Source organism: Facklamia sp. P9177, assembly GCF_050409585.1.
Lineage (GTDB): Bacteria > Bacillota > Bacilli > Lactobacillales > Aerococcaceae > Facklamia.
Genome location: NZ_JBNUPE010000018.1, coordinates 1 through 25251 on the forward strand (window position 1 = coordinate 1; position 25251 = coordinate 25251).

Annotated in this window: 28 protein-coding genes and 2 pseudogenes; 12 read left to right on the forward strand and 18 right to left on the reverse strand. The window is 36.8% G+C overall.

Annotation, left to right across the window (positions count from 1 at the left end):
- Positions 1-172: 172 nt before the first annotated feature.
- The 6 genes from ACQV18_RS08275 to ACQV18_RS08300 form a co-directional block, all read right to left on the reverse strand.
- Complete coding sequence (locus ACQV18_RS08275; protein WP_428892913.1) at positions 173-1936, reverse strand: DUF1002 domain-containing protein; 1764 nt, start codon at positions 1934-1936, stop codon at positions 173-175.
- 151 nt (positions 1937-2087) lie between these two features.
- Positions 2088-2528 (reverse strand): transcription antitermination factor NusB, encoded by a 441-nt coding sequence (nusB, locus tag ACQV18_RS08280; RefSeq protein ID WP_428874282.1) that lies wholly within the window; start codon positions 2526-2528, stop codon positions 2088-2090.
- Between the two features lies 1 nt (position 2529).
- Entirely contained in the window at positions 2530-2955 is a 426-nt protein-coding gene (locus ACQV18_RS08285; protein ID WP_428875302.1) for an Asp23/Gls24 family envelope stress response protein, read from the reverse strand.
- Positions 2956-2966: 11 nt separating this feature from the next.
- Positions 2967-4028 carry a M24 family metallopeptidase gene (locus ACQV18_RS08290; protein ID WP_428874280.1) on the reverse strand — a complete coding sequence of 354 codons (1062 nt, stop codon included), beginning with the start codon at positions 4026-4028 and terminating at the stop codon, positions 2967-2969.
- Between the two features lie 40 nt (positions 4029-4068).
- Complete coding sequence (gene rnjA / locus ACQV18_RS08295; RefSeq protein WP_428874279.1) at positions 4069-5778, reverse strand: ribonuclease J1; 1710 nt, start codon at positions 5776-5778, stop codon at positions 4069-4071.
- 1 nt (position 5779) lies between these two features.
- Positions 5780-5992 carry a DNA-directed RNA polymerase subunit epsilon gene (locus ACQV18_RS08300; protein ID WP_428874278.1) on the reverse strand — a complete coding sequence of 71 codons (213 nt, stop codon included), beginning with the start codon at positions 5990-5992 and terminating at the stop codon, positions 5780-5782.
- Between the two features lie 189 nt (positions 5993-6181).
- On the opposite strand from ACQV18_RS08300, the gene comGA reads away from it, so the two are divergent.
- From comGA to ACQV18_RS08340, 8 genes and pseudogenes are all read left to right on the forward strand, one after another.
- A complete protein-coding gene (gene comGA / locus ACQV18_RS08305) occupies positions 6182-7234 on the forward strand; it encodes a competence type IV pilus ATPase ComGA (protein WP_428874277.1) in 1053 nt (350 codons plus the stop codon).
- Positions 7212-8258, forward strand: a complete 1047-nt coding sequence (comGB, locus tag ACQV18_RS08310; protein WP_428892916.1) for a competence type IV pilus assembly protein ComGB — start codon at positions 7212-7214, stop codon at positions 8256-8258. The genes comGA and comGB overlap by 23 nt, the downstream gene beginning before the upstream one ends.
- 12 nt (positions 8259-8270) lie before the next feature.
- The gene (comGC, locus tag ACQV18_RS08315; RefSeq protein WP_428874273.1) at positions 8271-8615 is read left to right on the forward strand and encodes a competence type IV pilus major pilin ComGC; all 345 of its coding nucleotides are present in this window, start codon (positions 8271-8273) and stop codon (positions 8613-8615) included.
- The gene (comGD, locus tag ACQV18_RS08320; protein WP_428875304.1) at positions 8615-9061 is read left to right on the forward strand and encodes a competence type IV pilus minor pilin ComGD; all 447 of its coding nucleotides are present in this window, start codon (positions 8615-8617) and stop codon (positions 9059-9061) included. The genes comGC and comGD overlap by 1 nt, the downstream gene beginning before the upstream one ends.
- On the forward strand, positions 9033-9386 hold the full coding sequence (locus ACQV18_RS08325) for a pilus assembly FimT family protein (protein WP_428891873.1): 354 nt from the start codon (positions 9033-9035) through the stop codon (positions 9384-9386). Before comGD ends, ACQV18_RS08325 begins: the two co-directional genes overlap by 29 nt.
- A pseudogene (locus ACQV18_RS08330) lies at positions 9346-9453 on the forward strand (prepilin-type N-terminal cleavage/methylation domain-containing protein); the annotation flags it as partial. The gene ACQV18_RS08325 and the pseudogene ACQV18_RS08330, both read left to right, overlap by 41 nt.
- Positions 9454-9462: 9 nt before the next feature.
- On the forward strand, positions 9463-9828 hold the full coding sequence (locus ACQV18_RS08335; protein ID WP_428874297.1) for a competence type IV pilus minor pilin ComGF: 366 nt from the start codon (positions 9463-9465) through the stop codon (positions 9826-9828).
- Positions 9818-10570: a hypothetical protein gene (locus tag ACQV18_RS08340; RefSeq protein WP_428874270.1), complete on the forward strand. Its 753-nt coding sequence runs from the start codon at positions 9818-9820 to the stop codon at positions 10568-10570. The genes ACQV18_RS08335 and ACQV18_RS08340 overlap by 11 nt, the downstream gene beginning before the upstream one ends.
- Positions 10571-10621: 51 nt before the next feature.
- On the opposite strand, the gene smpB is transcribed toward ACQV18_RS08340, so the two are convergent.
- The 8 genes from smpB to ACQV18_RS08380 form a co-directional block, all read right to left on the reverse strand.
- The gene (gene smpB, locus ACQV18_RS08345; RefSeq protein ID WP_428874269.1) at positions 10622-11089 is read right to left on the reverse strand and encodes an SsrA-binding protein SmpB; all 468 of its coding nucleotides are present in this window, start codon (positions 11087-11089) and stop codon (positions 10622-10624) included.
- A 61-nt stretch (positions 11090-11150) separates the two neighbouring features.
- Complete coding sequence (gene rnr / locus ACQV18_RS08350) at positions 11151-13499, reverse strand: ribonuclease R (RefSeq protein WP_428892914.1); 2349 nt, start codon at positions 13497-13499, stop codon at positions 11151-11153.
- 20 nt (positions 13500-13519) lie between these two features.
- Complete coding sequence (locus ACQV18_RS08355; protein WP_428876150.1) at positions 13520-14290, reverse strand: alpha/beta hydrolase; 771 nt, start codon at positions 14288-14290, stop codon at positions 13520-13522.
- A 126-nt stretch (positions 14291-14416) separates the two neighbouring features.
- On the reverse strand, positions 14417-14650 hold the full coding sequence (gene secG / locus ACQV18_RS08360) for a preprotein translocase subunit SecG (protein ID WP_090290184.1): 234 nt from the start codon (positions 14648-14650) through the stop codon (positions 14417-14419).
- A 164-nt stretch (positions 14651-14814) separates the two neighbouring features.
- The gene (gene rlmN, locus ACQV18_RS08365) at positions 14815-15954 is read right to left on the reverse strand and encodes a 23S rRNA (adenine(2503)-C(2))-methyltransferase RlmN (protein ID WP_428875310.1); all 1140 of its coding nucleotides are present in this window, start codon (positions 15952-15954) and stop codon (positions 14815-14817) included.
- Positions 15955-16080: 126 nt separating this feature from the next.
- Positions 16081-17364, reverse strand: a complete 1284-nt coding sequence (locus ACQV18_RS08370) for a dihydroorotase (protein WP_428874265.1) — start codon at positions 17362-17364, stop codon at positions 16081-16083.
- Between the two features lie 10 nt (positions 17365-17374).
- The gene (locus tag ACQV18_RS08375) at positions 17375-18295 is read right to left on the reverse strand and encodes an aspartate carbamoyltransferase catalytic subunit (protein WP_428874264.1); all 921 of its coding nucleotides are present in this window, start codon (positions 18293-18295) and stop codon (positions 17375-17377) included.
- A gap of 4 nt (positions 18296-18299) precedes the next feature.
- Complete coding sequence (locus ACQV18_RS08380) at positions 18300-19223, reverse strand: dihydroorotate oxidase (RefSeq protein ID WP_428874263.1); 924 nt, start codon at positions 19221-19223, stop codon at positions 18300-18302.
- A gap of 680 nt (positions 19224-19903) precedes the next feature.
- On the opposite strand from ACQV18_RS08380, the gene ACQV18_RS08385 reads away from it, so the two are divergent.
- The 3 genes from ACQV18_RS08385 to mnmH all read left to right on the forward strand — a co-directional run bounded on the left by ACQV18_RS08385 (position 19904) and on the right by mnmH (position 22172).
- A complete protein-coding gene (locus ACQV18_RS08385) occupies positions 19904-20533 on the forward strand; it encodes a hypothetical protein (protein ID WP_428875312.1) in 630 nt (209 codons plus the stop codon).
- Positions 20512-20847, forward strand: coding sequence for a hypothetical protein (locus tag ACQV18_RS08390; protein WP_428874589.1), 336 nt, complete (start codon positions 20512-20514; stop codon positions 20845-20847). The genes ACQV18_RS08385 and ACQV18_RS08390 overlap by 22 nt, the downstream gene beginning before the upstream one ends.
- 299 nt (positions 20848-21146) lie before the next feature.
- Positions 21147-22172, forward strand: coding sequence for a tRNA 2-selenouridine(34) synthase MnmH (gene mnmH / locus ACQV18_RS08395; RefSeq protein ID WP_428892915.1), 1026 nt, complete (start codon positions 21147-21149; stop codon positions 22170-22172).
- Positions 22173-22213: 41 nt separating this feature from the next.
- Here the strand turns inward: mnmH and ACQV18_RS08400 are convergent.
- From ACQV18_RS08400 to pepI, 3 genes and pseudogenes are all read right to left on the reverse strand, one after another.
- Positions 22214-22991 (reverse strand): annotated as a pseudogene (locus ACQV18_RS08400) (nucleoside phosphorylase).
- A gap of 300 nt (positions 22992-23291) precedes the next feature.
- Positions 23292-23522, reverse strand: coding sequence for a histidine phosphatase family protein (locus ACQV18_RS08405; protein ID WP_428875556.1), 231 nt, complete (start codon positions 23520-23522; stop codon positions 23292-23294).
- A gap of 240 nt (positions 23523-23762) precedes the next feature.
- Entirely contained in the window at positions 23763-24644 is an 882-nt protein-coding gene (gene pepI / locus ACQV18_RS08410) for a proline iminopeptidase (protein WP_428875557.1), read from the reverse strand.
- A gap of 138 nt (positions 24645-24782) precedes the next feature.
- On the opposite strand from pepI, the gene ACQV18_RS08415 reads away from it, so the two are divergent.
- Entirely contained in the window at positions 24783-25088 is a 306-nt protein-coding gene (locus ACQV18_RS08415) for a DUF4298 domain-containing protein (RefSeq protein ID WP_428875559.1), read from the forward strand.
- 57 nt (positions 25089-25145) lie between these two features.
- Here ACQV18_RS08415 and ACQV18_RS08420 read toward each other — a convergent pair.
- On the reverse strand, positions 25146-25251 hold a 106-nt coding region (locus ACQV18_RS08420; protein ID WP_428892917.1), incomplete at its 5' end, for a cold shock domain-containing protein.

The window sequence follows — 25251 nt, forward strand, 5'->3', positions numbered from 1 at the left end:
TAATATTTTTCATGGGAGCTTCCTTTCGCTAAGTTGTTTGTATATCTTTAGTGTATCAGAAGCTCCCTATTTTTATTTGTTTTATGTCACATATGTATTATCGTCTAACAACAAAAAGAACCAGGCAATCATTGACCCTGGTTCTTTTTATAGCTTAAGACCATCTATCAGTTTACACTGGATCGACACTCTCTGTCTCTTCAGTTGGAACTGTCTCATCCACGCTTTCTTCACTTGGTGCTTCTTCCTCAAGAAGTTCTTCTGTTGGCTCTTCTGCAGGGGTTTGAGTTTCTACAGAATCAACTGGCTCTTCAACTATTTCTTCTAAAGTTGTTTCTTCTTCAGTGGATTCAACTGGTGTGTAACCAGGAATCCTATAATCAACTGGGATTTTATTAGCAATATAATTATTTTCAACATTGACACCATAAACAGCATTGAAATCATAGGTATCCTGATTTAATGGCACAGCTTCCATGGATACTGGGTCAACTTCACTAATTACTCCAGTTTCTAAATCGTATTCAAAACGTGCTACTGTGGTGATCTTAGTAGAGCTATCTTCTGCTACAGATAGACTAATTACTTTATCGTCTTGCTCAATGTCAGTATAGGTATAAACTTGTGGAGCAAATCCAGTAGCGTTAGCTATTAACTGAATTATCTCAGCTAAGGATGCATCAGAACTTTCAAGATTTTCAGCTTCTTGTAATTTAGCCATCCACAGATCTTTGATTGGTTGGAATTCAAAGCCTTCATTTTCAGCCGCTGCTTTTAAATCTCCTTCAAAAGAAGCTGTATATTGATAAAGCAATTCTCTAAAATTATCTAACTCTGCTTTCGTTTCAACTGTAAGCTCTGGTTGGATGGCTTCAATGATAAAGGTATGGGCATAGATATCATCTACACGGATCCCCTGATCGACTGCTTGCTTGAAACGATTGTATAAAGCAGGTAAAATTTCGTGATACTTTTCAGTATCAGAAAAATCAGGTGTTTCTACTGCTTTAATTTCATCAATAGTCATTTTAGGCTCTAGTTGAGCAAGAATATTGTCCCATTTTTTGTCTTCGATTGATGCATCTAGTTGTTGAACAGTGTCTTCATTAGCAGCAGCATCGGTCTGGGCAAAATCATTGGCATATTGCTCTAATTCTTGCTTCGTTTGATTAGAAATCTCTACATCGGTAGCAACTGAATTATCGACAACATTGCCATCGCCTTCAATATTAGTGTTATTAATAACATTATTTACAACTGTGTTTACAATTTCAGTCGAGTTTACTTGACCATTATTTTGAACTTGAGCAGCAACTTCTTTCTTAATTTCAGCAATAATTACGTTTACTTGTGCATCGGTTAACCCTGTTTCAGTCCTAACATTATTTACGACAGAAATTTCTTTTTGTGCCGTTTGCATGTCATGCTGCTTAACTTCTACACCTTGTGACTCTAATAGAGCGTATAAGCCAGTAAGTGCCCCCTCACCCGTTACAGGTAAAAAACTACCAATTTTTAATAAAGCATTTTGAGCCCCTGCAGTAATAGCTGCATTTTGATAGGTTGTCGCTGAAACAGCAGTGATATTTTCAGGCGTTACAATTTGAACTTTAATTCCTGTACCAGGTGCTTGAGGCTTAATATATACGGACGAGTATACATCTGTTGAAGCATCTGATCCAATGTTTAAATAGCGATCAATCATCACACCGTCAACATAAATTGTATTCTCAGGAGTTACCTGATTAGCGCCTAATAATTGAATGGTTTGTTGGGCTTGTTGTGAATTTAAAGTCGCTCCTAAAGCTAATTTTTCTACTTGCAAAGTTTGCTCAGCCTGTTCAACTGCCATAGCTGATTGGCTAATCAAAGGCATACTGGCTGGAAAAGTTGTTAAAGCAGCTAAAGCAAGTAGTAAAACTTTTTGTTTTTTCATAATTTTATGCTCCTTTTAAATTAATATGATGACACTTTGATTATATCCATCCTAAAATACTTATACAAGTTATACCCATTTCTTTAATAAATTCTTATAAGAAAAAAGCCAGAAAAAGAATAATTTCTTCACATTCTTCTTCTGGCGCCATTTAGATTTGGTTAGCTAAAAGTTTAGCGAGAACACCTGAGATAAATTGTCGTGATCGATCATCTGAAAAAGTCTTAGATAATTCAATCGCTTCGTCAACCGCTACTTTGGCTGGAACTTTCTCTTCGTCAATGAAGAGCACTTCAAAAAAAGCTAAGCGTAAAATGGTTAGATCAATACTTGCTATTCTATCAAGAGTCCAAGATTGGCTGAGATATTGTTTAATCATATCATCTAACGCCAACTGATTGTCTCTTACTCCTCTAACTAAGGTTATTAGATAAGAATCTATCTCACCTGAGTATCCCTTCTCAGGATCATTACCGGCTTCTAAAGCGAATTCTACAGCATCCTCACTTTGAAACTGGTCACTAGCAATTACTAATTGATATAAACTCTGGACTGCTTTTTCTCTTAGCTGATGACGTGATAATTTTTTCATCCTATTCTCCGATTTCTTTTTCGCTATTCCTAATAGTTTTTAACTCTGAATTCATTTTTGGTTCTGTATCAATCGATTGGACATGAACATTCACTTCACTGACGATAAGATCTGTCATGTATAGAATTTGTTCTTTAACACGTTCTTGAATAGCAGCGGCTATAACTGGAACTGTTTTACCGTAAGCAATGCTTACATTAATATCAATCGAAATACGGTCTTCAATTTGACGCATTTTAGCATTAACACCTGATCCTTGAATACGCAAAAATTTTCCTGCTTCTTTTTTTTGTGATGAACTAAGTACACCATCAATTTCTGAAGCAGCTTTGGCTGCAATGTCTTCCAAGACACCCATCGTAATATTAATTTCGCCTAAGTATTGTTCGCTGAGAGATTCAAATGCGACAGTTTGTTTATTTAACATCCTTTAGCCTCCTATATAATTATTAATTCTTTGGGACTACGGTTGATTGGTATTACACGATCTGCTTGCACAATTAAATCATCTTCAATGCGAACACCACCGATACCTGGTAAGTAAATACCGGGTTCATCAGTAATTACCATGTTCGTCTCTAAAACCGCTTCAGAACGACTAGAGACTGCAGGTTCTTCATGGACATTTAAACCGACACCGTGGCCAGTAGAGTGTCCAAAGTACTCACCATAGCCTTTTTCCGTAATATAATCACGAGCTATCGCATCTACTTCCTTACCAGTCATGCCAGCTTTAGCCTCTCTGATTACGCGTTGATGTGCTTCAAGTACAATTTCATAGACTTCTTTCATTTTATCTGATATCGATCCTACCGCAATCGTACGAGTCATGTCAGACGAATAACCTTTATAGTAGCAACCAAAGTCTAGCGTCACAATATCGCCATCTTCAATCACTTTTTCACTCGCTACACCGTGAGGCATGGCAGAGCGTTCACCTGAAGCGACAATAGTATCAAAAGACATGCCTGTTGATCCTTTATCCTTAAGAAAAGCTTCTAACTCATTAGCAACCTGAATTTCAGTTACACCAGGTTTAATAAAGGTTAAGATATGTTCAAACGCTTGATCGGTAATTTCACATGCTTGTCGAATGGTCTCAAGTTCCGATTCATCTTTAATTAAGCGAATTTTTTCGATTAACCCTTGACTTGCTTTAATATCTGCTGCAAATAGATCTTTAATTTTTAGATATTGACTGACATTCATATTATCTGCTTCTATGGCTAGTGTTTGAACCTTTTCTTGATCGATTAAGTTTTTAACTTCTTGATCTACTCCGTTTTGATGGATAACAACTGTTGCAGACTTAACTTGATGACTAGCTTGAGTATTGTAACGGAAATCGGTAATAAAGAAGGCCTTATCTTGAGTTACAAATACGGCACCAGCCGAGCCGGTAAAGCCGGTTAAATATCTTATATTTAACATATCCGTTACATAGATTGCATCGAATTTTTGTTCTTTAAGTGATTGACGTAATTTGTTGATTCTATACATATGATCGCTCCTTTACTTGTTTTAACTCTAATACTAACTACTACTTCGTTTGATGAGGTCTTACCCCTTTATTAATATCTAATAAAATCGGCATAATCATCGGATTTCTCTGCGTCTTCTGATAAATAGCCGGTTCTAATTGACTGAGCAATAGATCTCGCACGCTCCGTTCATTTATATTAGCGCCTGACTCATTTAAGCCGCGGTTGATAATTGCGCGCGCCTTATTTTGAATATCATTGATCAGGTCTGCTGATTCTCGCATGTAAATAAAGCCTCGAGACATAATATCCGGTCCGGCAATCAATTGTTTAGCTTCAAAGTCAATAGTAGCTGAAACAATGATTAGTCCTTCTTCTGACAGAGCTTTACGGTCTCTCAGTACAATGTTACCAATATCACCAATACCATTACCATCGACATATACATCCTGAGCAGGAAAGCGTCCTGCTACACGAGCAGAGTCGGCAGTAAGAGCTAGAACATCGCCATTAGACATAATAAAGCAATTTTCTTTTGGAATCCCAGTCATCTGAGCTAATTCCGATTGGATTTTTAACATGCGATATTCCCCATGAACTGGCATGAAATATTTAGGCTTCATTAAACGGTGCATTAATAATTGCTCTTGCTGACCACCGTGACCAGAAGTATGAATATTATTGACCTTTCCATGAATCACTTTGGCACCTTGCTCGCTTAATTGATTGATGACACGGTTAACACTCATAGTATTTCCTGGAATAGGTGAAGAAGAGAAAATAACGGTATCATTAGGTTGAAGCGAAATTTGTCGGTGCGTACCATTAGCGATACGGCTTAAAGCTGCCATTGGCTCCCCTTGTGAACCAGTACATAGAATTAAAATCTTATTAGCAGGATATTTATTAATATCTCTTGGTTCAATGAAAATATCTGCCCCTTTGTCATCCACATAACCTAATTCTCTAGCTGTCTTAATGGAAGATTCCATCGAACGACCGAAAACAATTATCTTACGACCTGTCTCATAGGCTGTCATTACGACTTGTTGCAATCGAGACACATTGGATGCGAAAGTAGCGAAAATAACGCGTCCTTCTTCTTTTTGGATAATGTTGCGAATCGAACGGCCGACAATTTTTTCTGAATTAGTAAAGGTTGGTACTTCGGCATTTGTTGAATCACCTAGTAATAATAGGACTCCTTCTTCACCAATTCGTGCCATCTTATGTAAGTCGGCTGGTTTGCCTACCGGTGTGAAATCGAACTTATAATCTCCTGTAAAGACAATATTTCCAGGAGGTGTTTTAACTACCACACCATATGCTTCTGGAATGGAGTGAGTTGTTAGATAAAAACTAACGCTTGTTTTACGGAAACGGATCACAGAATCTTCATCAATTTCATGAATTTCTGCATCACGCAACAGTCCACGTTCTTGTAATTTATTACGAATTAAAGCTGAGGCTAACTTGCCAGCATAGATAGGCACGTTTATCTCTTTCAATAAGAATGGAATTCCACCTATATGGTCTTCGTGACCGTGAGAGATAATAACTCCCTTAATCTTATTACGATTTTGTAATAGGTATTGATAATCAGGAATGACATAGTCAATACCTAACAATTCGTCTTCTGGGAACATCACACCAGAATCCATAATGATAATTTCATCTTGAAATTGGACGCCATACATATTCTTACCAACTTCATTTAAACCGCCTAAGGCAAATACGCCTACTTCATTATTTTTAATATTTACTGACATCTTAGAACTCCACCAACTTAAAGCCTGCTTGTTCTTTTTCATATGCCAAATGCGCCTCATCTAAGGCTTGGACATATTGGATGTTGTAAGATGTATTTTGAGTCACTTTTTCAATCGCTTCTACGCGATTTTCTGCTTCAAGATAAAGGGAAAGTGTCCTTTCTCTTGTTGGAACTTGATCTTTACTTTCTTGGTACATTACTTTAAAAATCATGTAATAAAACTCCTTTATTATTTTTTATTTCAACTGGTGGGTGAGCTAAACACTCGTTGTCAATTTATTCTATCATACTTTCATATATAGGTATAGTTAGACACTGAGACGCTTATTTGAGAAAAAATATAAGCACCCTTTTAACCTTTATCTTGTATTTATCATTAGACTAATCAAAAGGGTGAGTTGATGATCGAAGAACTTTCTAAATCATTGATTAACGAGGCCATCAGTTTGTTGGCTTCCGATATTCATTTCATGCCAATAATTGATAACTATCAAATCTTCTTTCGAGTCAATGGTCAACTCCACTTCCACAAAAATGTCCCTTTGAGTCTAGGAAGAAAAATAATCGCTCATTATAAATTTTTAGCCAATATGGATGTCGGTGAAAAAAGACGGCCCCAATCAGGTGCTTGTCCGTTTAAGATCTCAGAAGAACAAACGATTGAATTAAGATTGTCCACTATTACTAACGTCAACCTCATAGAGTCCTTAGTGGTTCGAGTGATTTTTAGTAAAATTCATAATTTTCAACAAATCAACAGCTACTTTCCCAATCAAATTGACCGCATTCGGAAATTAATTAGAAGAAAATCAGGGATGATTTTAATTTCTGGCCCAGTCAATTCAGGTAAAACCACGACGATCTATCAACTTTTAAGAGAAAGAATGAATGAAGAAAAGTTACAAATTATTACTATGGAGGACCCTGTAGAAATCAAAGAAGCTTCTTTTTTACAAACGCAGGTAAATGAAAAAATAGGTATTTCTTATGACCTACTGATTAAATCATCACTCAGACATCATCCCGATATTCTTTTTATTGGAGAAATTCGGGATGAGGAGACGGCGCGTATGACTTTAAGAGGTGCATTAACCGGGCATTTGATGATTGCAACGATCCATGCTAAAGATACTTTCGGAGTGATTGCGCGTCTTAAAGAGTTAACCATTAGTGAGCAACAATTAAAACAATCTCTCATTGGTGTCATCTCACAAAGACTAGTGCCTCGCTTTTGTCCTTTTTGTAAAAGTAGTGTTCAAGTATCCTGCAATCATATTCCTAAAAAATTTCACCGAGCCGCTTTGTTCGAAATATTAGATGGCCAACAATTGAAAGAATATTTGAATCATTTTAATTTACCTTTAAACTTCTCGCCCCTTAATCATCAACTAAGAAAGGCATGGGCCTATGGATACATCACTAAAAAAGAGTATGAACACTTTGAAGTTCTTTAATAAAGAAAAATTGCTCTTTAATCAAGAGGAAAAAATATATTTTTTACAGGTTTTAGCTGAAATGCTTGATGAAGGTTTCTCAATTTATCAAAGTCTGCAATTTATGAAAATACTATTACCTAAAAGAATTTTAATTATTAATCAAATGCTGGAAAAATTAAATGTAGGACAAAGCTTTGATCAAGTTCTTTTAAACTATGGGTATTCAAACCGAATTGCCGCTCAATTATTTTTTGCTCAAAGACAAGGCCGATTTATTCAAGCGCTTTTTGAAATTGTAAACCATTTAAAAAAGATTAGAAGCTATCAAAAAAAATTAATAAAAACACTTATCTATCCCTGTTTTTTAATGCTTTTTCTCTCCTGCTTATTGTTTGCAATGAGACATTGGATGCTTCCACATATTTTATCCTTCATCGATCAAGAAATTTTAAAAACTCATTTATTAGCTCGTTATTTACTCATTCTCTTTACCTTTCTTCCACAAATTAGCATCAGCTTTTTAGCAGTCACTTTAATTATTTACTTAGCTATTGATTTTTATTTATTAAGACTCCCTGTTATTAACAGATTTCAACACTTAGTTAAGATACCTCTCTTTGGAAAGCTAATTAGGAAATATGTATCCTATCGTCTAGCTGATGAACTTTCATATTTTTACGCAGCTGGCTTTTCCATGCAAGAGACACTAGATCTTTTAATCTCATATCCCATTGATCCTTTAATCAGTGAAATAGCTGATTATCTGCAGCAACAATTTTTGGCTGGGAGCGAGTTGAGCGATTCATTAGAAAACATGGGTATTTTCACTAAAACACTTAGTTTAGTCATATATCAGGGTGAACTAACCAGTCAGACCGGTCAAAAATGTAAGCTTTATGCTAAAAAAATATTTGAGGAGGTGGTCGAAGATCTTAATAAGAAGCTCACTTTAGTGCAACCCATACTGTTTTTAATTATCGCTATTATTGTAATGGCCATGTACCTTGTTCTAATGTTGCCGATGTTAACCATGGAGATATGAAAAGGAGCTATTATGAAAGAAAGAACCATCAGAAAAGTCAAGTCTTGTCAAATATTAAAGTCTAAAAGAGCGTTCACACTTATCGAAATGCTAATTGTTCTTATTATTGTTTCACTATTAATGGCTATTATTATTCCCAATGTTTCTGGCCAAAAAGATCGTATTGACCAACAAGCAGTTGAAAATATCACAGAGATTGTTGAAACTCAAGCGGATGCCTATTATCTAGTAGAGGATACCCAAGAGCCTTTAAGCTTAGAAACTTTGGTTGCTGAAGGTTACCTCACTCAAAAGCAAGCAGACGAAGCGACTGAGAGAATTGAAGCTGAAGTCCTCAGTCAAATACTGACCCCTTAATGAAATCAAAAAATCAATCAGCCTTTACCCTAATCGAAGCTTTGTGCGTACTTTCAATTTTTAGTATATTGATGATTTTGCTAATTGCTTTACCCTATCAACAATTAAAAGCTGATTATCAGACAAAAGTTTTTAAAGACCAACTGAAGAGTCAGCTACATTTAGCTCAAGATAAAGCAATTATTGATCAAGATCCAGTTCAGATTGTCTTTAGTAAAAGAGGAGTAGTCTACTTCTGGCAAGTAGAATCCCGCAAAAATTTTAGTCAACTCAAACTCCCTAAACATTTAAATTTACTTAATTCTTTTTCTTTTTATTACTTAAGTAGTGGTCGTATTAATGATTTTGAAACTGTTTACTTTGAAAATGCAGAAGGCGATAATTTTGAGCTTGTTTTTCAACTAGGAAGTGGTCAATTTGTTTTTAAGGAGCAAAAAGGGAAGTAGTCTAATTGAAGCATTAGTAGGTTTATTGATCTTGTCTTGGATTTTGAGCTTTTATTTACCCAGTTTTAACCAAGAATTAAGGACTTTTAAACAATTAAAATCAGAAAATAATGAATGGCAATTATTTTATCAACTGGCGGACATTCAACTTTCTGATTTAGATTCAATAAAAAAAGAGACACTTATTCAATCTACAATGGAAAGTTACCAATTATTATTTTCAGTCGAGGTTGATGATTTTTCATGCGACACTAATTCCTGTCAAATAGAGTTTAAGAGAGGGAGTGCCTATCAGATTGAAATTCAAGCTATTCAAACCTTATAAACAGTCAAAATGGGCCTTCACTTTAATTGAGTGCCTTATTACACTCTCTATTGTTGCTTTAATAATGAACACTCTCATGATAAGTGTTTCACATTACCGCAAATTAGATGAAAATATGCGGCAAGATCGTTCGCTAGATTGGCAGCACTTCACACTGATGATGGAAAGTGAATTTGATCATTTTTTAATTATAGGTGTCTCTGAACAAGAAATAAATCTTTGTCTCAAAGAGGATTACTATGAACAGAGCTCAGTCATTTTAAGAAATCAAAAGATTTATCGCAGACCCGGACATCACCCTTACCTCTTTCAAGTAAAATCTTGGCATCTAAATTCCGAAAAACCTTTTATAACAATCTCCGTGGAGCTAACCAATGGTCAAATCTTCTCACATACCTTTCATACTGATTACATAAGAACGGAAGATTTTGATGAAACATAAAAAAGGGCTTATCCTACCAATGGTATTATGTTTTATGATGTTAAGCCAAGTTATATACTTAGGAGTCATTCAACTTAATGCTCTCCAAAGACAAAGAATCCACCAGTCAAATAATTATTACCAATTACAAATTCAAACTCTTTTAACAGATTTTAACCTGCGTCCTGTTCTCCAAGACCAATGGACAAAAAGCATAGAAGAATCTATTCAAAGAGAATGCCAACTTCTACAAAAAGAAAGCTTAAATGACTTGGGCCTGTTTACAAGTGATTCCTTAATTCAAACAGTCAACTTAATCGAAGTTGATACTTTAGACATTGAGTCTTTACTTTTACTCTATAAAACGCTTATTTTTATAGAATATCCATCCAATTTTGAGTCAAGCTTTTCAATAATAGAAGCTGATGGCGAATGGTTAGCTAATGGCCAAGTGACTCTTTTTCCTAATTCTTCTAAGGAAAGCTCTTTCGATGCTAGTCAAATATTCCTCAGTTCGCAAGGCTATCGGCTAAACAAACAACTTACTAAACAAAAAGAATCGCAATGGGTAGGAACCATTGAAAAAGAGTTTCAGATTGAATTTAATTCAGGAACAAGTAAGGTTTTAAGTTCTAGGGACGAATTAATTTTCGACTCAAGGCTTTCTTCTGGTGAGTCATTCGAAAAGAAACAAGACTTACCTCAACTAAATTACCTCCTCCAATGGCATGGGAATCTTTATCAGGATTCTAAGGCCAGTTAACGAAGAAACAGCAAGCATTCTCAAATCCTCCAGAGTGCTTGCTGTTTTAATTTATCTTACTTTGAGAGCCCGATCAATATCTCGCTTAGCTTGTTGTTCTTTGAGCGCCTGTCGCTTATCATAGTGATGTTTACCACGTGCAACTCCTATTAATAGCTTAGCTCGACCCCTAACTAAATAAACCTTTAGGGGAACAATGGTCATTCCCTTCTGACGCGTTGCTTGGTCCATATCCACTATTTCCTTATGGTGTAATAATAACTTTCGATCTCTTAAAGGATCATGATTAAATAAATTACCATGGTCATAAGGACTTATATGAACATTCTTTACCCAGGCTTGGCCCCCATAGATTGAAATAAAGCCATCTTGAATATTTATTTTTCCTGCTCGAATGGATTTAATTTCTGTTCCTTTGAGGACTAAACCCGCTTCATAAGTATCAATAATCTCATAATCATGTCTGGCCTTTCGATTTTGGGCCAGTGGTTTATCGTGTACTGCTTTATTATTTGCCATAAAATCTCCTTGCTAGTGCTAGGAGTCTATTTTACATCACCTACTAGCATCTGATGGACTCCTAGTATTTCTTTTTCTTAGTTCTTTTTGCTTTCTTAAAGTTTCCCTTAGCAGAAATTTTTTTACCTGCTAAATTTTTACCCATTTTAGGATTCGCTTTATTTGATTTGTTTTGTCTGTTCGATTTATTCTTTTTCTTATTTTTTTTTGAAGATTGAATGATTTTTGGATCGATACCTTCTACTGCTTCTGCTTCAATTAGCTTAAAATCAATTTGTCGATCTTCGATACTGACATTACCAACCTCTATTTTAACCCTTTGCCCGATTCTAAAGATTTTATGTGTCCGCTCACCAATCAACAGCATGTGTTCTGGATTAAAATGATAATAGTCATCATCTAAATTTTGAATAGAGACAAGTCCTTCTACCGTATTGGGAAGCGCTACAAAAATTCCAAAAGAGGTAACCGATGAAATAGTTCCCCAGAAACTTTCTCCAACTTTATCCATCATATACTCAGCCTTCTTGAGAGCATCAGTTTCTCTTTCTGCATCAACCGCCCGGCGCTCCATTTTAGAAGCATGAGTCGCTATAGCTGGCAGTTGATCTTCTAACTTAGAAATCTCCTTATTTGAAGGATTGCCTAATAAATATTGACTAATTAGACGGTGAACAATCAAATCAGGATAACGGCGTATTGGCGAAGTGAAATGTGTATAGTCTTCTGCTGCTAAACCAAAGTGACCTGCTGCTTCATCTGAATACTTGGCTTGTTGCATCGACCTTAGCATCATAGTTGAAACAGCTTGTTCGTAATCTTCACCCTTGACCTGTTTAAGCGCCTCTTGCAAGGCCCTCGGTGCCATATCTTCAGTATTTCCCCTAAGAATGACCCCAAAACTTGAGATGAATTCCGCAAAACGGTCTATTTTATTAGAGTCTGGCTGCTCATGAATTCGATAGATAAAGGGTAGCTGCTTAGCTAAATAATCTTTGGCCACCGTTTCATTAGCAGCTAGCATAAAGGATTCAATTAAGCGTTCACTAGTAAACCTCTCACGTAAAACAATCTCTGTCGGGTGTCCTTTTTCGTCTACCAAAATCTTGGCTTCAGGCGCATCAAAATCGAGTGCTCCTCTATGTCGACGCATCTGATAGAGAATATCATGTAACTCAGCCAGGTCCTCCAACATAGGAACAATTTCTTGATAATCTTGTCTTAAAGTTGGATCACCATCTAAAATAGCATTCACATCTGAATAGGTCATCCGATAGGATGAATGAATGACTGATTTGAAAATGCGATGCTTAATTACTTGCCCTTGATTATTAATCACCATCTCACAAGTTAGACTTAAGCGATCCTCATGAGGATTCAAAGAACAAATACCGTTAGACAATCTTTGCGGTAACATAGGGACCACGCGATCTGTCAAATAAACAGATGTTCCTCGCTCATAAGCTTCGCGATCAATAGCAGTGTCTGGTCTTACATAATGCGATACATCGGCAATATGGACACCTAATTGGTACTCTTTATCCGAAATTTTTTCTAAACTGATGGCATCATCTAAATCCTTGGCATCTGCTCCATCAATTGTAATGATTAATTGATCACGTAAATCCTTACGTCCTTGGATTTCTTCAGATTTAATTGTTTGCTCTACGGCTTCAGATTCTTTGACCACCTCTTTTGGAAATTCGTGCGGAATACCAAATTGGAAGAGAACGGCTAGTATATCAACACCTGGAGCGTCTTTATGGCCAATTTCTTTAGTCACAAGGCCTACCATTTCATTGGGCTTATGGCTATCTGGGTATTCAGCGATTTCTACAATACAAATAGTGTGATTAGCTGGATGAATACCATCTGGACGAATGAAAATTTTAGTCTCATCTGGAAATTCGCCTTGAGGCTTAATGTATCCTACATAGCCTGTGGTTTCACGTTCTTCTTGATTAAAACCATAAAACTCGCCAACTAACTGACTAACTTTACGGTCTATTACTTCAAGCACTTGAGCTTCCGAACCTTTGCCTGTTGTAGGATTAACATGTTTAACGATTCGAACACGGACTGTGTCTCCTTCCATGGCTCCTCCGTTTTTACCTCTAGGCACGAAGAAATCACTTTCACCTTCTTCATGAGATACAAAGCCAAAGCCTTTTTCATTCGCTCTGTATACTCCTATAACTTCTTCGTTTGAAGAAAAAGCTTTAAAATGGCCCTCAGATGTTAATTGAATTTCGCCAATTCTTTCCAAAAAGGCTAAAGCTTTAATTAATTTTTTATAATTTTTGGTTCCGCGATAATTAAAATGTTGGGAAAGCTGTTCCACCGAAAAGGAATCCTCTTTATTCCCTTGTAAAAAAACAATAATGTCTTTTTCTAGTCTAGATAAACTCAAATTTATTCTCCTCTCTCACCCTAAAAGGGTTGGGTCACTTGCTTGATGAAATCTAAAACTGATTTTTCAAAAGCCTTACGATCACGGTTTGTAGGAATGGAATGTGTATTATGTGGGAAATAATGAAAATCAATGCGTGCATTTACCAAATGATCTTGTAATAAATAAGAATCATCTGGCTCAATTAATTCATCTTGGCCTGATTGAGCGATATAAAAAGGCACCTTAACATTCACCAACTGTGAAGCGATTTCTTCTTTAATTTCTTCTAATTCTTTCATTTGTTGCCAATGGCCTGCCAATATATCATCAAACTCTTCCATAAATGTCTCTGTATCATGTCGTTGACTGGCCAAAAATTTACCTAAATGCATAAATGAGTTGGAAATATTGATCGGTTCCTCAGTCATAACCGGCGCATTAAAGATTCCTCCACCACTTCCTTGAAAATCTTTCTGAGAAATAATATCTGTAGCCATAACTCCACCTAATGAAAGACCAAAGACTAAAAGGTGCTCAAATTTTTGTCCTAGCATCCAATGATAAGCATCATTGGCTTCTTGACGCCAAATATTTGGAGAAAAATCCAAAACTGATTTGATGTCTTGTGTATCATGACCACTAAATTGTGGCACTAATACGTTATAGCCTTGGCGATTCAATAGCCTTCCTAATAGGTTCATATCACGTGTTGATCCCGTATAAGCGTGGAAGAGTAGGATCCCTACCTTCTTATCTTGACCTTCTAAATAAACCGCCTTATCAAATGGAACATTCATCACACTTTTCACTCCTAACCTCTTATTATCATTGTATCTAAACCTTGTTGGAAACTAAAGAAATTCCTCTGTTTCTAAATAAATACGCACATGTGGCCTAATGAGCCGACATGTGCGTCTATTCAAAATCTTTAACGATTATTTAGCCGATAAGTAAGCTAAAGCTAAGGCAATGACAAAGAACAGCACGCCTAAAACGGTTGTAGCACGAATTAAAAAGGCTTCAAAGCCACGTGCTTTTGATTTAACAGAGCCATCGTCTCCTCCACCTGTTAAAGTTGAAGCAGCATTACTCTTAGATGGTTGCATAATAACTAATAAAATAATCAAAATAGATACTACAATTAATGAAATCATTAAAGCGTTATACATAGTTGCCCTCCTTTATATGGACTATCTAGGAAATTATATCATACTTTCTTAAGAATGTGATAGACATCTCCGGAACTTTTAATATTAAAAGTAAAAGCCCTTAAAAACACGACCAAAGATCTTCGTTTTTGAGGGCTTATTTTAATCGCTTTAAGATTACTTTATCATTGATTATTAGACTCATTTGCCTTTGCAGCTTTACGTGCTTGTGAAAATTGACGGATTTCTTCTTTAGTCTTTTTAGCAGTTTTAGCTCTTCTTTGACGTTCGTATTGAGACCGTAACTGCCCACAAGCCGCTTCGATTTCTGTTCCGTGTTCTTTACGAACAACACAATTAACCTTGTTTTTCATTAAAATATCAAAGAATTGCGCAATATTTTCAGCCTTAGAACGCCGGAAAGAATTTTCTGCAACCGGATTATAAGGAATCAAATTAACATAAGCTAATTTCAGCATCGGTTTCAACAGATTTGCCAATTCTTTAGCATGTTGAGGTGTATCATTGACACCATCAATCATAATGTATTCGAAAGTTACCCGGCGATTGGTTTTTTCAATATATTCATAAATAGCATCAAATAATTCTTCAATGGGATATTCTCGGTTAATCTTCATAATCGAAGAACGAGTCTCATTGTTAGGGGCATGGAGGGAAACTGCTAGATTGACTTGTAAACCTTCATCAGCAAATTCACGAATTTTTGGTGCTAAGCCAGAAGTTGAGACAGTAATATGACGTGCCCCAATAGCTAGTCCCTTATCTGAATTCACAATTCTTAAGAATTTCATCACGTTATCATAGTTATCAAAAGGCTCACCTATACCCATAACCACAATATGCGAAACCTTTTCTCCTTGACCTAATTGGTCCAAGTGTCGTTGAACGTACATGATTTGAGCGACTATCTCACCTGTTTCTAGATCTCTTACTTTGGGTATCAAACCCGAAGCACAGAACTTACAGCCAATATTACAGCCAATTTGCGTTGTGACACACACTGAAATACCATAATGATGATACATTAAAACCGTCTCAATCATTGATTTATCTTGTAATTCAAACAAAAATTTAGTGGTTTTATCTTGGGCTTTCTGTACAATTTTTGCCCTTAAGGGAGAAAAAATAAATTCCTCGGATAAAGGTTCTAAAATCTTTTTGGGGATATTAGTCATCTCTTCGTAGGACGCCACATGGTGACGGTAAAGCCATTGCCAGATTTGATCTGCCCGGTATGGCTTTTCTCCTCTTTGAGCTAGCCATTCGATTAGATCGTCTAGGGTCAAACTATCTATTGATTTCACTGATAAAACTCCTCTATTTATTAAAAACTTCATGTTCAGTTTAGCACAAACAAAAGAGCCTGTCTTTATTTTATTTCCATTCTAAAGAATAGCCATTAGCCTCTAGCAAAAATTCATGAGATATTCTTACGCCTGATAAACAAGATGGCCCTGATAAATAGTTGCTAAGGTTTTACCTTTAACTTGCCAACCTACAAAGGGTGTATTGGTCGATTTAGAAGCAAATTCCTTTGGATCGATTGGATATTCATGGTCAATGTCGAAAATAGCTAGGTCAGCAATAGACCCCACAGTAAGATCGGAAGCTGGTATATTAAAGATTTTAGCTGGTTCCCATGCCATCCAATTGATTAACTGTTCTAAACTACAAATTCCTCGTTCAACAAGATAAGTATACAGCAAAGCGAAAGCAGTTTCTGATCCCACAATACCAAAAGGTGCTTTAAGCATACTCTGATTCTTTTCTTCTGCCATGTGCGGAGCGTGGTCGGTTGCTATACAATCAATCGTTCCATCTAGTAGACCTTGAATTAAGGCTGCTTGATCCGCGCGACTTCTTAATGGTGGATTCATCTTCCAATTGCCATCATCAGTTGGAATATCTTCATCACACAAGAGAAGATGGTGGGGACAAACTTCACAAGTTACTTTTACGCCCTCAGCTTTGGCAGCGCGAATAACCGCTACACTTTCTTTAGTTGAAACGTGACAGACATGGTAGTGGCAGTTTGCCTCTTTAGCCAAAATACAATCTCTGGCAATCTGACTGGATTCAGTCGCAGAGTATATTCCTGGTAAACCTAACTTTTCACTTACCTTCCCCTTATGCATGACCCCTCCAAAAAGCAAAGAATTATCTTCAGTATGGGCCACAATTGGTCGGTCTAATTGCTCAGCCATTTGCATAGCTTGAAGCATTAAACCAGCTGTTTGAACGCCCTTGCCATCATTGGTAAAGGCAACAGCTCCTGCTTGTGTTAAAGCAGGAAAATCAACCAATTCTTTTTCGGAAGTAATTTCTAGTGAAATCGGTGCATACTGATGTACTTTGATGCAAGCTTCTTGCTCGTTTAATTGCATCAAAGCTGTAAAATCTGCTAGATTATCTGGAACTGGATTTAGATTTGGCATTGCACAAACTTGTGTATAACCGCCTCGAGCCGCTGCTTTTGAGCCGGTTTCAATGGTTTCTTTTCCTTCGAAACCAGGCTGACGAAAATGAACATGCAAATCAATTAGCCCCGGAGTAATTAAACCGTTTTGACCATCAAAAATTTTAAGCTCTTCATGAGATAATTCATTCAACAGATCTAGACCAATCGCGTTAATCTTTTGGTCTTTAATTAAAAGCTCTACTGCTTGAAATCCACCTTGACGATTTAGCATTCGCACATTCTTAATTAATAACATCTTTTCCCCCCTACTTTCCGTTCATAACTGCTTCAATAATTGACATACGCATAAATACACCATTTTTCATTTGTTCAGCTATTACAGATCTTTCTGACATGACTAATTCATCAGCAATTTCTACCCCTCGATTGACCGGTGCAGGGTGCATAATAATTGCATGGTCTTGCATGCGACTGGCTCTTTCGGTATTTAAACCGTATAAACGATGATAGGTTTCCGCTTCGAAACTATCTGGCTGGTCATGGCGTTCTAATTGAACTCTTAAGAGCATTAAGACATCGACTTCTCCAATCAATTCATCAATGGGTAGATAGCTTCCGAAATGATCAAAGGTTTCATCATACCACTCTTCTGGTCCTGAAAAATATAGTTCAGCTCCTAAACGAGATAAAATTTCAGCGTTAGAATGAGCAACACGAGAGTGACTGAGGTCTCCTACGATTGCTATTTTCAAACCAATAAAACGTTGGAATTTTTCATAAATGGTCATCAAGTCGAGCATACACTGTGTAGGATGCTGAGAGGCCCCATCCCCACCATTAATAATTGACAAATTCAAGTGCGGTGATTTCATCAACGGCTCGAAGTAATTTTCTTCGCGAGTACGTACCACAACTGTATCTACCCCTAAAGATTCAAGTGTAATTAAAGTGTCTAAGAGGGTTTCTCCTTTGGAAAGTGAAGATGTTTTAGCATCAAAAGCAATAACCGGCATACCTAACTTTTTCTCAGCCATTTCAAAAGAAAGGTGCGTTCTTGTCGAATTTTCCAAAAAAACATTACAAACAAAGTGTCCTGGATACTGTGGTAATAGTGAGCGATCAAGGTTTTTAAATTCGATGGCTCGATGAATTAGTTTCATTACCATTCCTGAATTTAGTTTCTTGGTTGATTCAAAATGCTTAAAAACTAAGTTGTGATTACTCATTATTTTATCCCTCCATGTACTGTAATTTACCGCGGTAATCTTCTATTTTTTGATAGCCATAAGATGTCATTTCAGCCTTTAATTCTTGATTCAATCGCTCAAAAATTTGTGGTCCTTCTTCCATCAAAGCTGTTCCTACTTGAACCATTGAAGCTCCACAAAGAATGTGTTCAAAAGCATCACGCCCACTTGCAACGCCCCCTGTCCCAATAATGGCTATGGAGTCATTTAGACGCTGGTAGAAGGCATGTACATTAGCCAGAGCCGTTGCTTTAATTGCGGCTCCTCCAATCCCTCCAAAGCCTTGCTTTGGTTTGATTGCAACAGTTTGATCTTGAATCCACAAACCATTACCAATTGAATTGACTGAATTGACAAAAGAAAGCGGAAATTGATTCAAGATTGCGGCCACTTGATCAAAGTGAACCAGATCAAAATAAGGAGGTAATTTTACTCCTAGTGGTTTGTTTACAAAACTAAACACTTCTGTCAAAATCTCGTGCATGAGTTCAAAATCATAGGCTGTCTGGGGTTTGCCGACTACATTTGGGCAGGACAGGTTTAATTCGATCAAGCCATTGAATGAAGCATCTTGTACTTTATGCAAAACTTGGTAGATTTCCTCTTTAGAAAGGCCCGTTACCGACAAGAAAAGATCTGAACGATCTAACTCAGAAAGATAGTCTAGATAATAATCAATCCCTAAATTCGGTAAGCCCATCGAATTGATTGAACCGTGAAGATTCCCCACATAGCGTGGCTCAGGATTACCCTTTCTCGCTTGACTAGTAGCTGTTTTGGTAACAAAAGTAGCAGCTTGAGAGTCTAAAATTTCATTTAGCTCTTCTCTTGTTTGGCAATGAACCCCGGCGGCATTCATTAAACAGGATTTAAAATGTTGATTGGCAATTTGGGTCGTAAGCGTCATTTCATACTTCCTTTCATAAGTTGAATTCGCTTAGTTTTAACCAAAAAAGAGGTCAGTAACGAAAAACCGTTACTGACCTCTTGCGCACATAAAAGGATATCCCATTAGAGAGAGTTTCTCCAATGAACTATTCAAATAAATCTTTCATGTATCTCGTACACGGTTAAAGACTAATAAAATTTTTTCTTATTATAGCCCGACCATTCAAAAAAATCAAGACTTTATTAAAAATAATCTACTCTTTTGTGTTAAACGTAAATGATAATGTCTCAAGAGAACACAAATCAAAATGTCCCATTTCTGAGTTATACTTCTTTCAGGGGTAGTTAGATGAAAGTTTGATTAACAATGTTCGAGCAAAGAAAATATGCTGTCATTCAATCGGTTGCACAGGGCCGAAAATCAAAAGCCAAAGACCAAGTGGAGCTCGGTTTATCGCGTCGCTCAATAAACGACGATTAACTGTCTATAAAACCTATGTTAAATTAGGCTTTCAACATGGAAATGTTTATCACTCCCCAATTAATAAAATAAGTCAAACAATTGAAAAAAGATTATCCATTTGTACCAAACTGTCTATGAAGGGTTCAATTTTAAACACTTCTGTGAAAAATTAAAGGCGTGTGAACAGATTCAAATTTTCGAATCGACTCTTCCAAATATCATGAAAACATCAGACAGTGTCTCCTAAAGCGCGAAGACAAACACGTCGTCAGCCAAGACAAGCTCTCGAACAAAAAATTGAAGCCAAAGGAACACTCTCTCAACGGGATAAGGCGCTCTCTCAAACGGTAATTACTCTTTCTCCTGAAAAGGCTCACCTGGTATGTCCACGTAAAAAATATGCTGGCGATCCCCTTCAAATGGATGCTTCACAACACCAGTGGTTTGAAGGAGATACTTCCTATTATCATCTTCACACTACTATTGATGACGCGATGGGAAGGGGTGTTGGAGCTTCGTTTGATACGCAAGAAACCCTCAATGGCTATTCTGAAGTTACTCAACAATTTCTTACAAAATATGGCATACCTTATGAAATTTTGACAGATAATCGATCGATTTTTGATCAAAGAGGGACACAACGCAAAGAGGCCTCTTTGTCCGAAGCTATCGAACAAAAGGCCTCCACTCAATTTGGATATGCGTGTCAGACGCATGGTATTCAATTAAGTTCCACTTCAATTCTGCAAACCAAAGGACCTATTGAGCGACTCTTCGGTATGTTTCAAGACCGTCTTTTCAATGAGATGAAGCTTGCAAATATCCAAACCATTCAAGAAGCCAATTGCTATCTCCCATCCATTTAGAGACGTTTAATAATCAAATTGCCCTCTCAATTAAGCCTAGCATAACCGCCTTTGAAAGACTAGCTAAGGGTATGAATTTAGATCCTATTCTCGCACGCTTTAATTGGTGTCGTATTCAAGCTAAGCATGCCATTCAGTATCAAAAGCATCGTTATCGTCTCATTGATCAGCAAGCTAAGCCCGTCTATTTGAATAAAAAGACAAAAGTGTTGGTGATTGAAAGCCGTAAACAAGAATTGTTTGCCTCTTACAAAGATCAACTCTATGCATTGGAAGAAATTCATCGGCATAAGTCGGTCAGTGAAAATCTATAAGAGCAAGCGATAATTGAACAAGCTAAACCTTCTATCCCACCTCTGTCTCATCCGTAGAAAGCAGCTTCCTATCAACCGTATTTATATAAAATGAAGACAAGAAGAGGCAACCAAGCAAAGCCCGGTAGGACTTTCGATCAATTCTTACTTGTACCCAAATTAATCAAATTTCGGGACATAATCGCTTGGGGTTGACAGTCTTTCTTCAAGAAAAATAATCTAATCTTTCATTTTATAGTGATTAGATGTAAAATTTAATATTGAACTTATCTATTTAGTAACTAAAGGAAGGTGATCTTTTGAAATATTTAATTTCTTATCAACAATCAAAATCTTTATTAAACCCACTTTGGATAGATGTCAGAAGTCCTAAGGAATTTGCTCAAGGCCACCTTCCAAATGCTATCAATCTTCCTGTTATGGATGATTCAACCCGCCATGAGGTTGGAACACTTTATAGCCAAGGACAGATTGACCAGGCTAAACAAGTTGGTATTAATTTTATGAGTGGTATTTTACCGACCTTTTTTCAACATATTATAACAGCTAGTCATGGCCATACATTAATTTTCTATTGTAAAAGTGGTGGCTTTCGCTCTTCTTCAATTGTTGGTTTATTAGATGGACTCGGTTTGACTGTCTATCAATTAGCTGGAGGGTACCAAGCTTATCGCCAACGTGTATTAGCTCAACTCGAAGTACTACCTCATCACTTTCAATTCGTATCTTTAGACGGTATGACTGGAACGGGCAAAACCTTGATTTTAAAACACATCGAAGCAATGGGTGGCCAAGTATTAGACTTAGAAGGTTTAGCGAATCATAGAGGGTCGCATTTTGGTCAGATTGGATTGGGTCAACAACCTAGCCAAGCTAATTACGAGGCAGCCCTAATTAACAAACTTGAATCATTCCAACCAGGCATTGTTTTTATCGAAGGAGAAAGTGCTAGCATTGGTAAGGTGCACACCCCCCACACCCTTTATCAAGCATATAAACAATCCCCCCATCAAGTCTACATTGATTCACCAATAGATTTACGAATTGAACGAATCGAAGATGAATATATTAATGCTTCTGATCAAAAAAATTTAGCAGAGATTAAAGAAAGCTTGAACAGAATGGATAAGATGAACCCGCAACGCAAGGCTATGCATATAGAATCCCTTAATCAAGGTGACCATGCATCCGTCATTAAAGATCTCATCCTTTCATACTATGATCAACACTACACACTTAAAAATAAAAATTTTGAATATCAGATCATTAATTATTCTTCGCTGGATACTGCACGTGCTTTAATCGACCTTTACGACGTTTTATAGTGAAAAAGCAGCGACCTTTTTGTCGCTGCTTTTGTTTTAGTCTACTTCCATATTAAAGCAAACTCAATTGCTATTTGAGCAATGAAAGCCTTAGAATCTAAGGCAAGATGATCGGATAAAGAACGGGCTGTCCCAAGCTTCTTCACTCAAATGATCGGCAGCATAAAAGAAGTGACACACTTCAACTGATCACAATTGAGCCCAGGCGGCTACGGCTGAACATTCCATATCGACACAGATACAGCCTTGCTCTTTTCGTTTTTTATACCGATCAATTGTTTCTCTGAAAATAGCATCCGTTGTCCAGGCCTTACCAATACGCGATGAAACCCCTTTTTGATTGAGGTATGATTGAAAATCTTCTAAGCTCCTTTTATTTACATCCAATTCATAGCTTGGTTTAAGATAGTGGAAAGAGGTTCCTTCATCTCGCACCGCTCGATTTGGAATAATAATTGATAACTCTTCAATACTAGGGTCTAGCACACCACAGGTTCCAAATAAAACGAGACGTTTCATCCCAATTGCCCATAGGTGCTCCAGGACGCCTACACAAGCCGGACTTCCTACTTGAGAATTGAAAGCAGCAATCGTTTGTTTTCCAATTTGTAGCTGATAAATAGGAATCTCGCCCTGAGCAGTAGAAGTGGAAGCAATCGCTTCATGTGGATAATCACTGATCATTCTTTGGAAAGTTAAGCAGGAAAAGCAAGAAACTACTGTGTCTGGAAAATTTACTACTTTCTCTGTGACTTCTTTAGGGTTAATAATGGCTTGGGGATTATGATCCCATTCATGTAAAGGTAAGTGGCTATTCATATCCTTCCTCTCATTTTTTTCTATCCTACTAAATACTCTAGTTGTTAACAAGAGAAAGACAATTTTTATTATGCTTAGTGAGGGAAGATAATAATTACTACCTTTCATGATTCTTACATGATCCATCAATAATGCCTTAAGATACGTTGATTAATATCTGAACTTGAGGGTCACTCCTTCATTAAAAATGCGATGTCCAGTAAAATAGTCCGCTTCTCGAACTAATGAATTTTAATTTTTCCCACTCTTCAACTTGTCTTTGAGAATGTTTTAATTCATAAACTTGCAGTTGTTTCATACTTAAGAAATCTTGATAAGCAAACTGTTTTTTGTCAAAACATTCATTAGTACGGACAAAGCTGTGCCATGACTAGCAACAATGATACTAGCTTGTGATTGCTCTGTTATTTCCTTAAAACAAGATACGACTCGATGAGATACTTCATGTAATGACTCACTATTCGACAACTTATAATTAAAATTATCCCATTGGTTTTGCGCAATTGTAGAAAACTCTTCCCCCTTCCCCAATCCTACGCTCTCGTAAATCTTTCTGCTAAATAAATTTTAAATTTAATCGTTCAGCTGTAGGTTCAATGGTTTGTTTGACATGAAGATATGGACTCGCATAAATAGCACTGATTTCTTTATCTTCAAAAAATTGCCAACTCCTCAATCAATTTTTTCTTCAACCGTTAAAGGCACTTATCCGTTTTTAACAGTAAGGTCTCGCATTGAATGTCTAATTAAATAGAACCTCCTCAGATTTCATTAATCCTTTCGATTTAACCAATTCATTAAGACATTAATGTATTTTTCCGTTTCATCAATGTAACACATATGTCGACTATACTGGAACAACTCCCATTCAGCATTGGGTAGATTATCATACAAAGTTTTAGCAATGTATGGAGAAGAAAGATCCATAGCCCCACTGATCACTAAGGATGGTTGTACGATTTCCCTTAAGTGCTCCGTATATTCAAAGCCAGACAAAGTCCCAGTCGGCGTAAATTCATTAGGCCCCCAACCCACTAGATAAGCTTCTGAACCAGCTGCCTTTTCTCTTTTTAGGCAAGCAGGTGAATCTTCAGTGACTGGACCACAACAATATCTTTCCATAAAGACATTAAGTGCTTCAAGGTATTCCGGTGATTGGTAATTGCCGCTTTCTTCAGCCATTAATATCGCTTGACGATAGACTTCTGGCATTAGATTCACTCGGCGCATCCCTTCTTGGCGCCAAAGCTTGGCGGATGAAAGCGTTGATGAAAAGATATAAGATTTTATCCCCTCTGGTTGTTCTTCAATCTGATATATTTGCTGCAGCATCCCACCCCAAGATTGTCCTAAAATATGAACTTGGTCTAATTTTAAATAATTTCTTAAAGCAATTAATTCTTCTTTCCATACCTGTGCGGTAAATAATTCAGGATGCCCTTCAACCATCGATAAACCACAACCAATTTGATCATACATAACCAATGGGCGATCATCCAATTCAGCAAGTGGGTCTAAAACTTCCAAGTAATTGTGAGTAGATCCCGGCCCCCCATGAAGTAAGAGTAGAGGGGGTTTGCTACCTGCTTGATTTACAACGCGGTAATAGGTTTCATGCCCTTTGAAAGGCATCTTTCCTTCAATAATCTTCATAATCTTGCCTCCTTTTATTGTTCTCTTTCTATTATTACCTAAATAAACTGTCCCTGCCACTTTCGTTTCACTCTTTTTAGCGCAAGGTTAATAAATGATGATAAAATAATAATAATAATTCGTTTAGGGGGATATAAAATGGATAAGATTGAGCATTTTATCGAAATGGAAACAAACTATTTAGCCGTTGACCAATCTGTTAATCAATTAATGGAACAACTCGATGCGTTCCAAGGCCAAATCGAAAAAATAGCAAAACTCATCGATTATTATGGTAGTCAAGAATGGTATGAGCATCTTGAAATGGAAAAAAGAGAATTGTTACCGAGTGATTCTACACGAGCTATTCTCGGCGAAGATTATGCTTATGAAACATTGGGAAATCTCAGACAATGCGCGCTTCAAATGTTAGAAATCAGTACGGAGATTTTTAAAATTTATTAAACTCTTAAAGTACAAACAAAAAAAGCCCACCAACAAAGCTGGTGGGTTTAAATTATATTAAATTTTTACGATGTTTGCGGCTTGGTCGCCACGATCGCCTGAAACAATATCGTAAGACACTGCTTGGCCTTCATCTAATGTTTTGAAGCCGTCTCCAGAAATA

Coding starts and splice junctions, on each gene's coding strand:
- ACQV18_RS08275 (WP_428892913.1), bottom strand. CDS start 1,936: ATGAAAAAACAAAAAGTTTTACTACTTGCTTTAGCTGCTTTAACAACT.
- nusB (WP_428874282.1), bottom strand. CDS start 2,528: ATGAAAAAATTATCACGTCATCAGCTAAGAGAAAAAGCAGTCCAGAGT.
- ACQV18_RS08285 (WP_428875302.1), bottom strand. CDS start 2,955: ATGTTAAATAAACAAACTGTCGCATTTGAATCTCTCAGCGAACAATAC.
- ACQV18_RS08290 (WP_428874280.1), bottom strand. CDS start 4,028: ATGTATAGAATCAACAAATTACGTCAATCACTTAAAGAACAAAAATTC.
- rnjA (WP_428874279.1), bottom strand. CDS start 5,778: ATGTCAGTAAATATTAAAAATAATGAAGTAGGCGTATTTGCCTTAGGC.
- ACQV18_RS08300 (WP_428874278.1), bottom strand. CDS start 5,992: ATGATTTTTAAAGTAATGTACCAAGAAAGTAAAGATCAAGTTCCAACA.
- comGA (WP_428874277.1), top strand. CDS start 6,182: ATGATCGAAGAACTTTCTAAATCATTGATTAACGAGGCCATCAGTTTG.
- comGB (WP_428892916.1), top strand. CDS start 7,212: ATGAACACTTTGAAGTTCTTTAATAAAGAAAAATTGCTCTTTAATCAA.
- comGC (WP_428874273.1), top strand. CDS start 8,271: ATGAAAGAAAGAACCATCAGAAAAGTCAAGTCTTGTCAAATATTAAAG.
- comGD (WP_428875304.1), top strand. CDS start 8,615: ATGAAATCAAAAAATCAATCAGCCTTTACCCTAATCGAAGCTTTGTGC.
- ACQV18_RS08335 (WP_428874297.1), top strand. CDS start 9,463: ATGATAAGTGTTTCACATTACCGCAAATTAGATGAAAATATGCGGCAA.
- ACQV18_RS08340 (WP_428874270.1), top strand. CDS start 9,818: ATGAAACATAAAAAAGGGCTTATCCTACCAATGGTATTATGTTTTATG.
- smpB (WP_428874269.1), bottom strand. CDS start 11,089: ATGGCAAATAATAAAGCAGTACACGATAAACCACTGGCCCAAAATCGA.
- secG (WP_090290184.1), bottom strand. CDS start 14,650: ATGTATAACGCTTTAATGATTTCATTAATTGTAGTATCTATTTTGATT.
- ACQV18_RS08370 (WP_428874265.1), bottom strand. CDS start 17,364: ATGTTATTAATTAAGAATGTGCGAATGCTAAATCGTCAAGGTGGATTT.
- ACQV18_RS08375 (WP_428874264.1), bottom strand. CDS start 18,295: ATGAGTAATCACAACTTAGTTTTTAAGCATTTTGAATCAACCAAGAAA.
- ACQV18_RS08380 (WP_428874263.1), bottom strand. CDS start 19,223: ATGACGCTTACGACCCAAATTGCCAATCAACATTTTAAATCCTGTTTA.
- pepI (WP_428875557.1), bottom strand. CDS start 24,644: ATGAAGATTATTGAAGGAAAGATGCCTTTCAAAGGGCATGAAACCTAT.
- ACQV18_RS08415 (WP_428875559.1), top strand. CDS start 24,783: ATGGATAAGATTGAGCATTTTATCGAAATGGAAACAAACTATTTAGCC.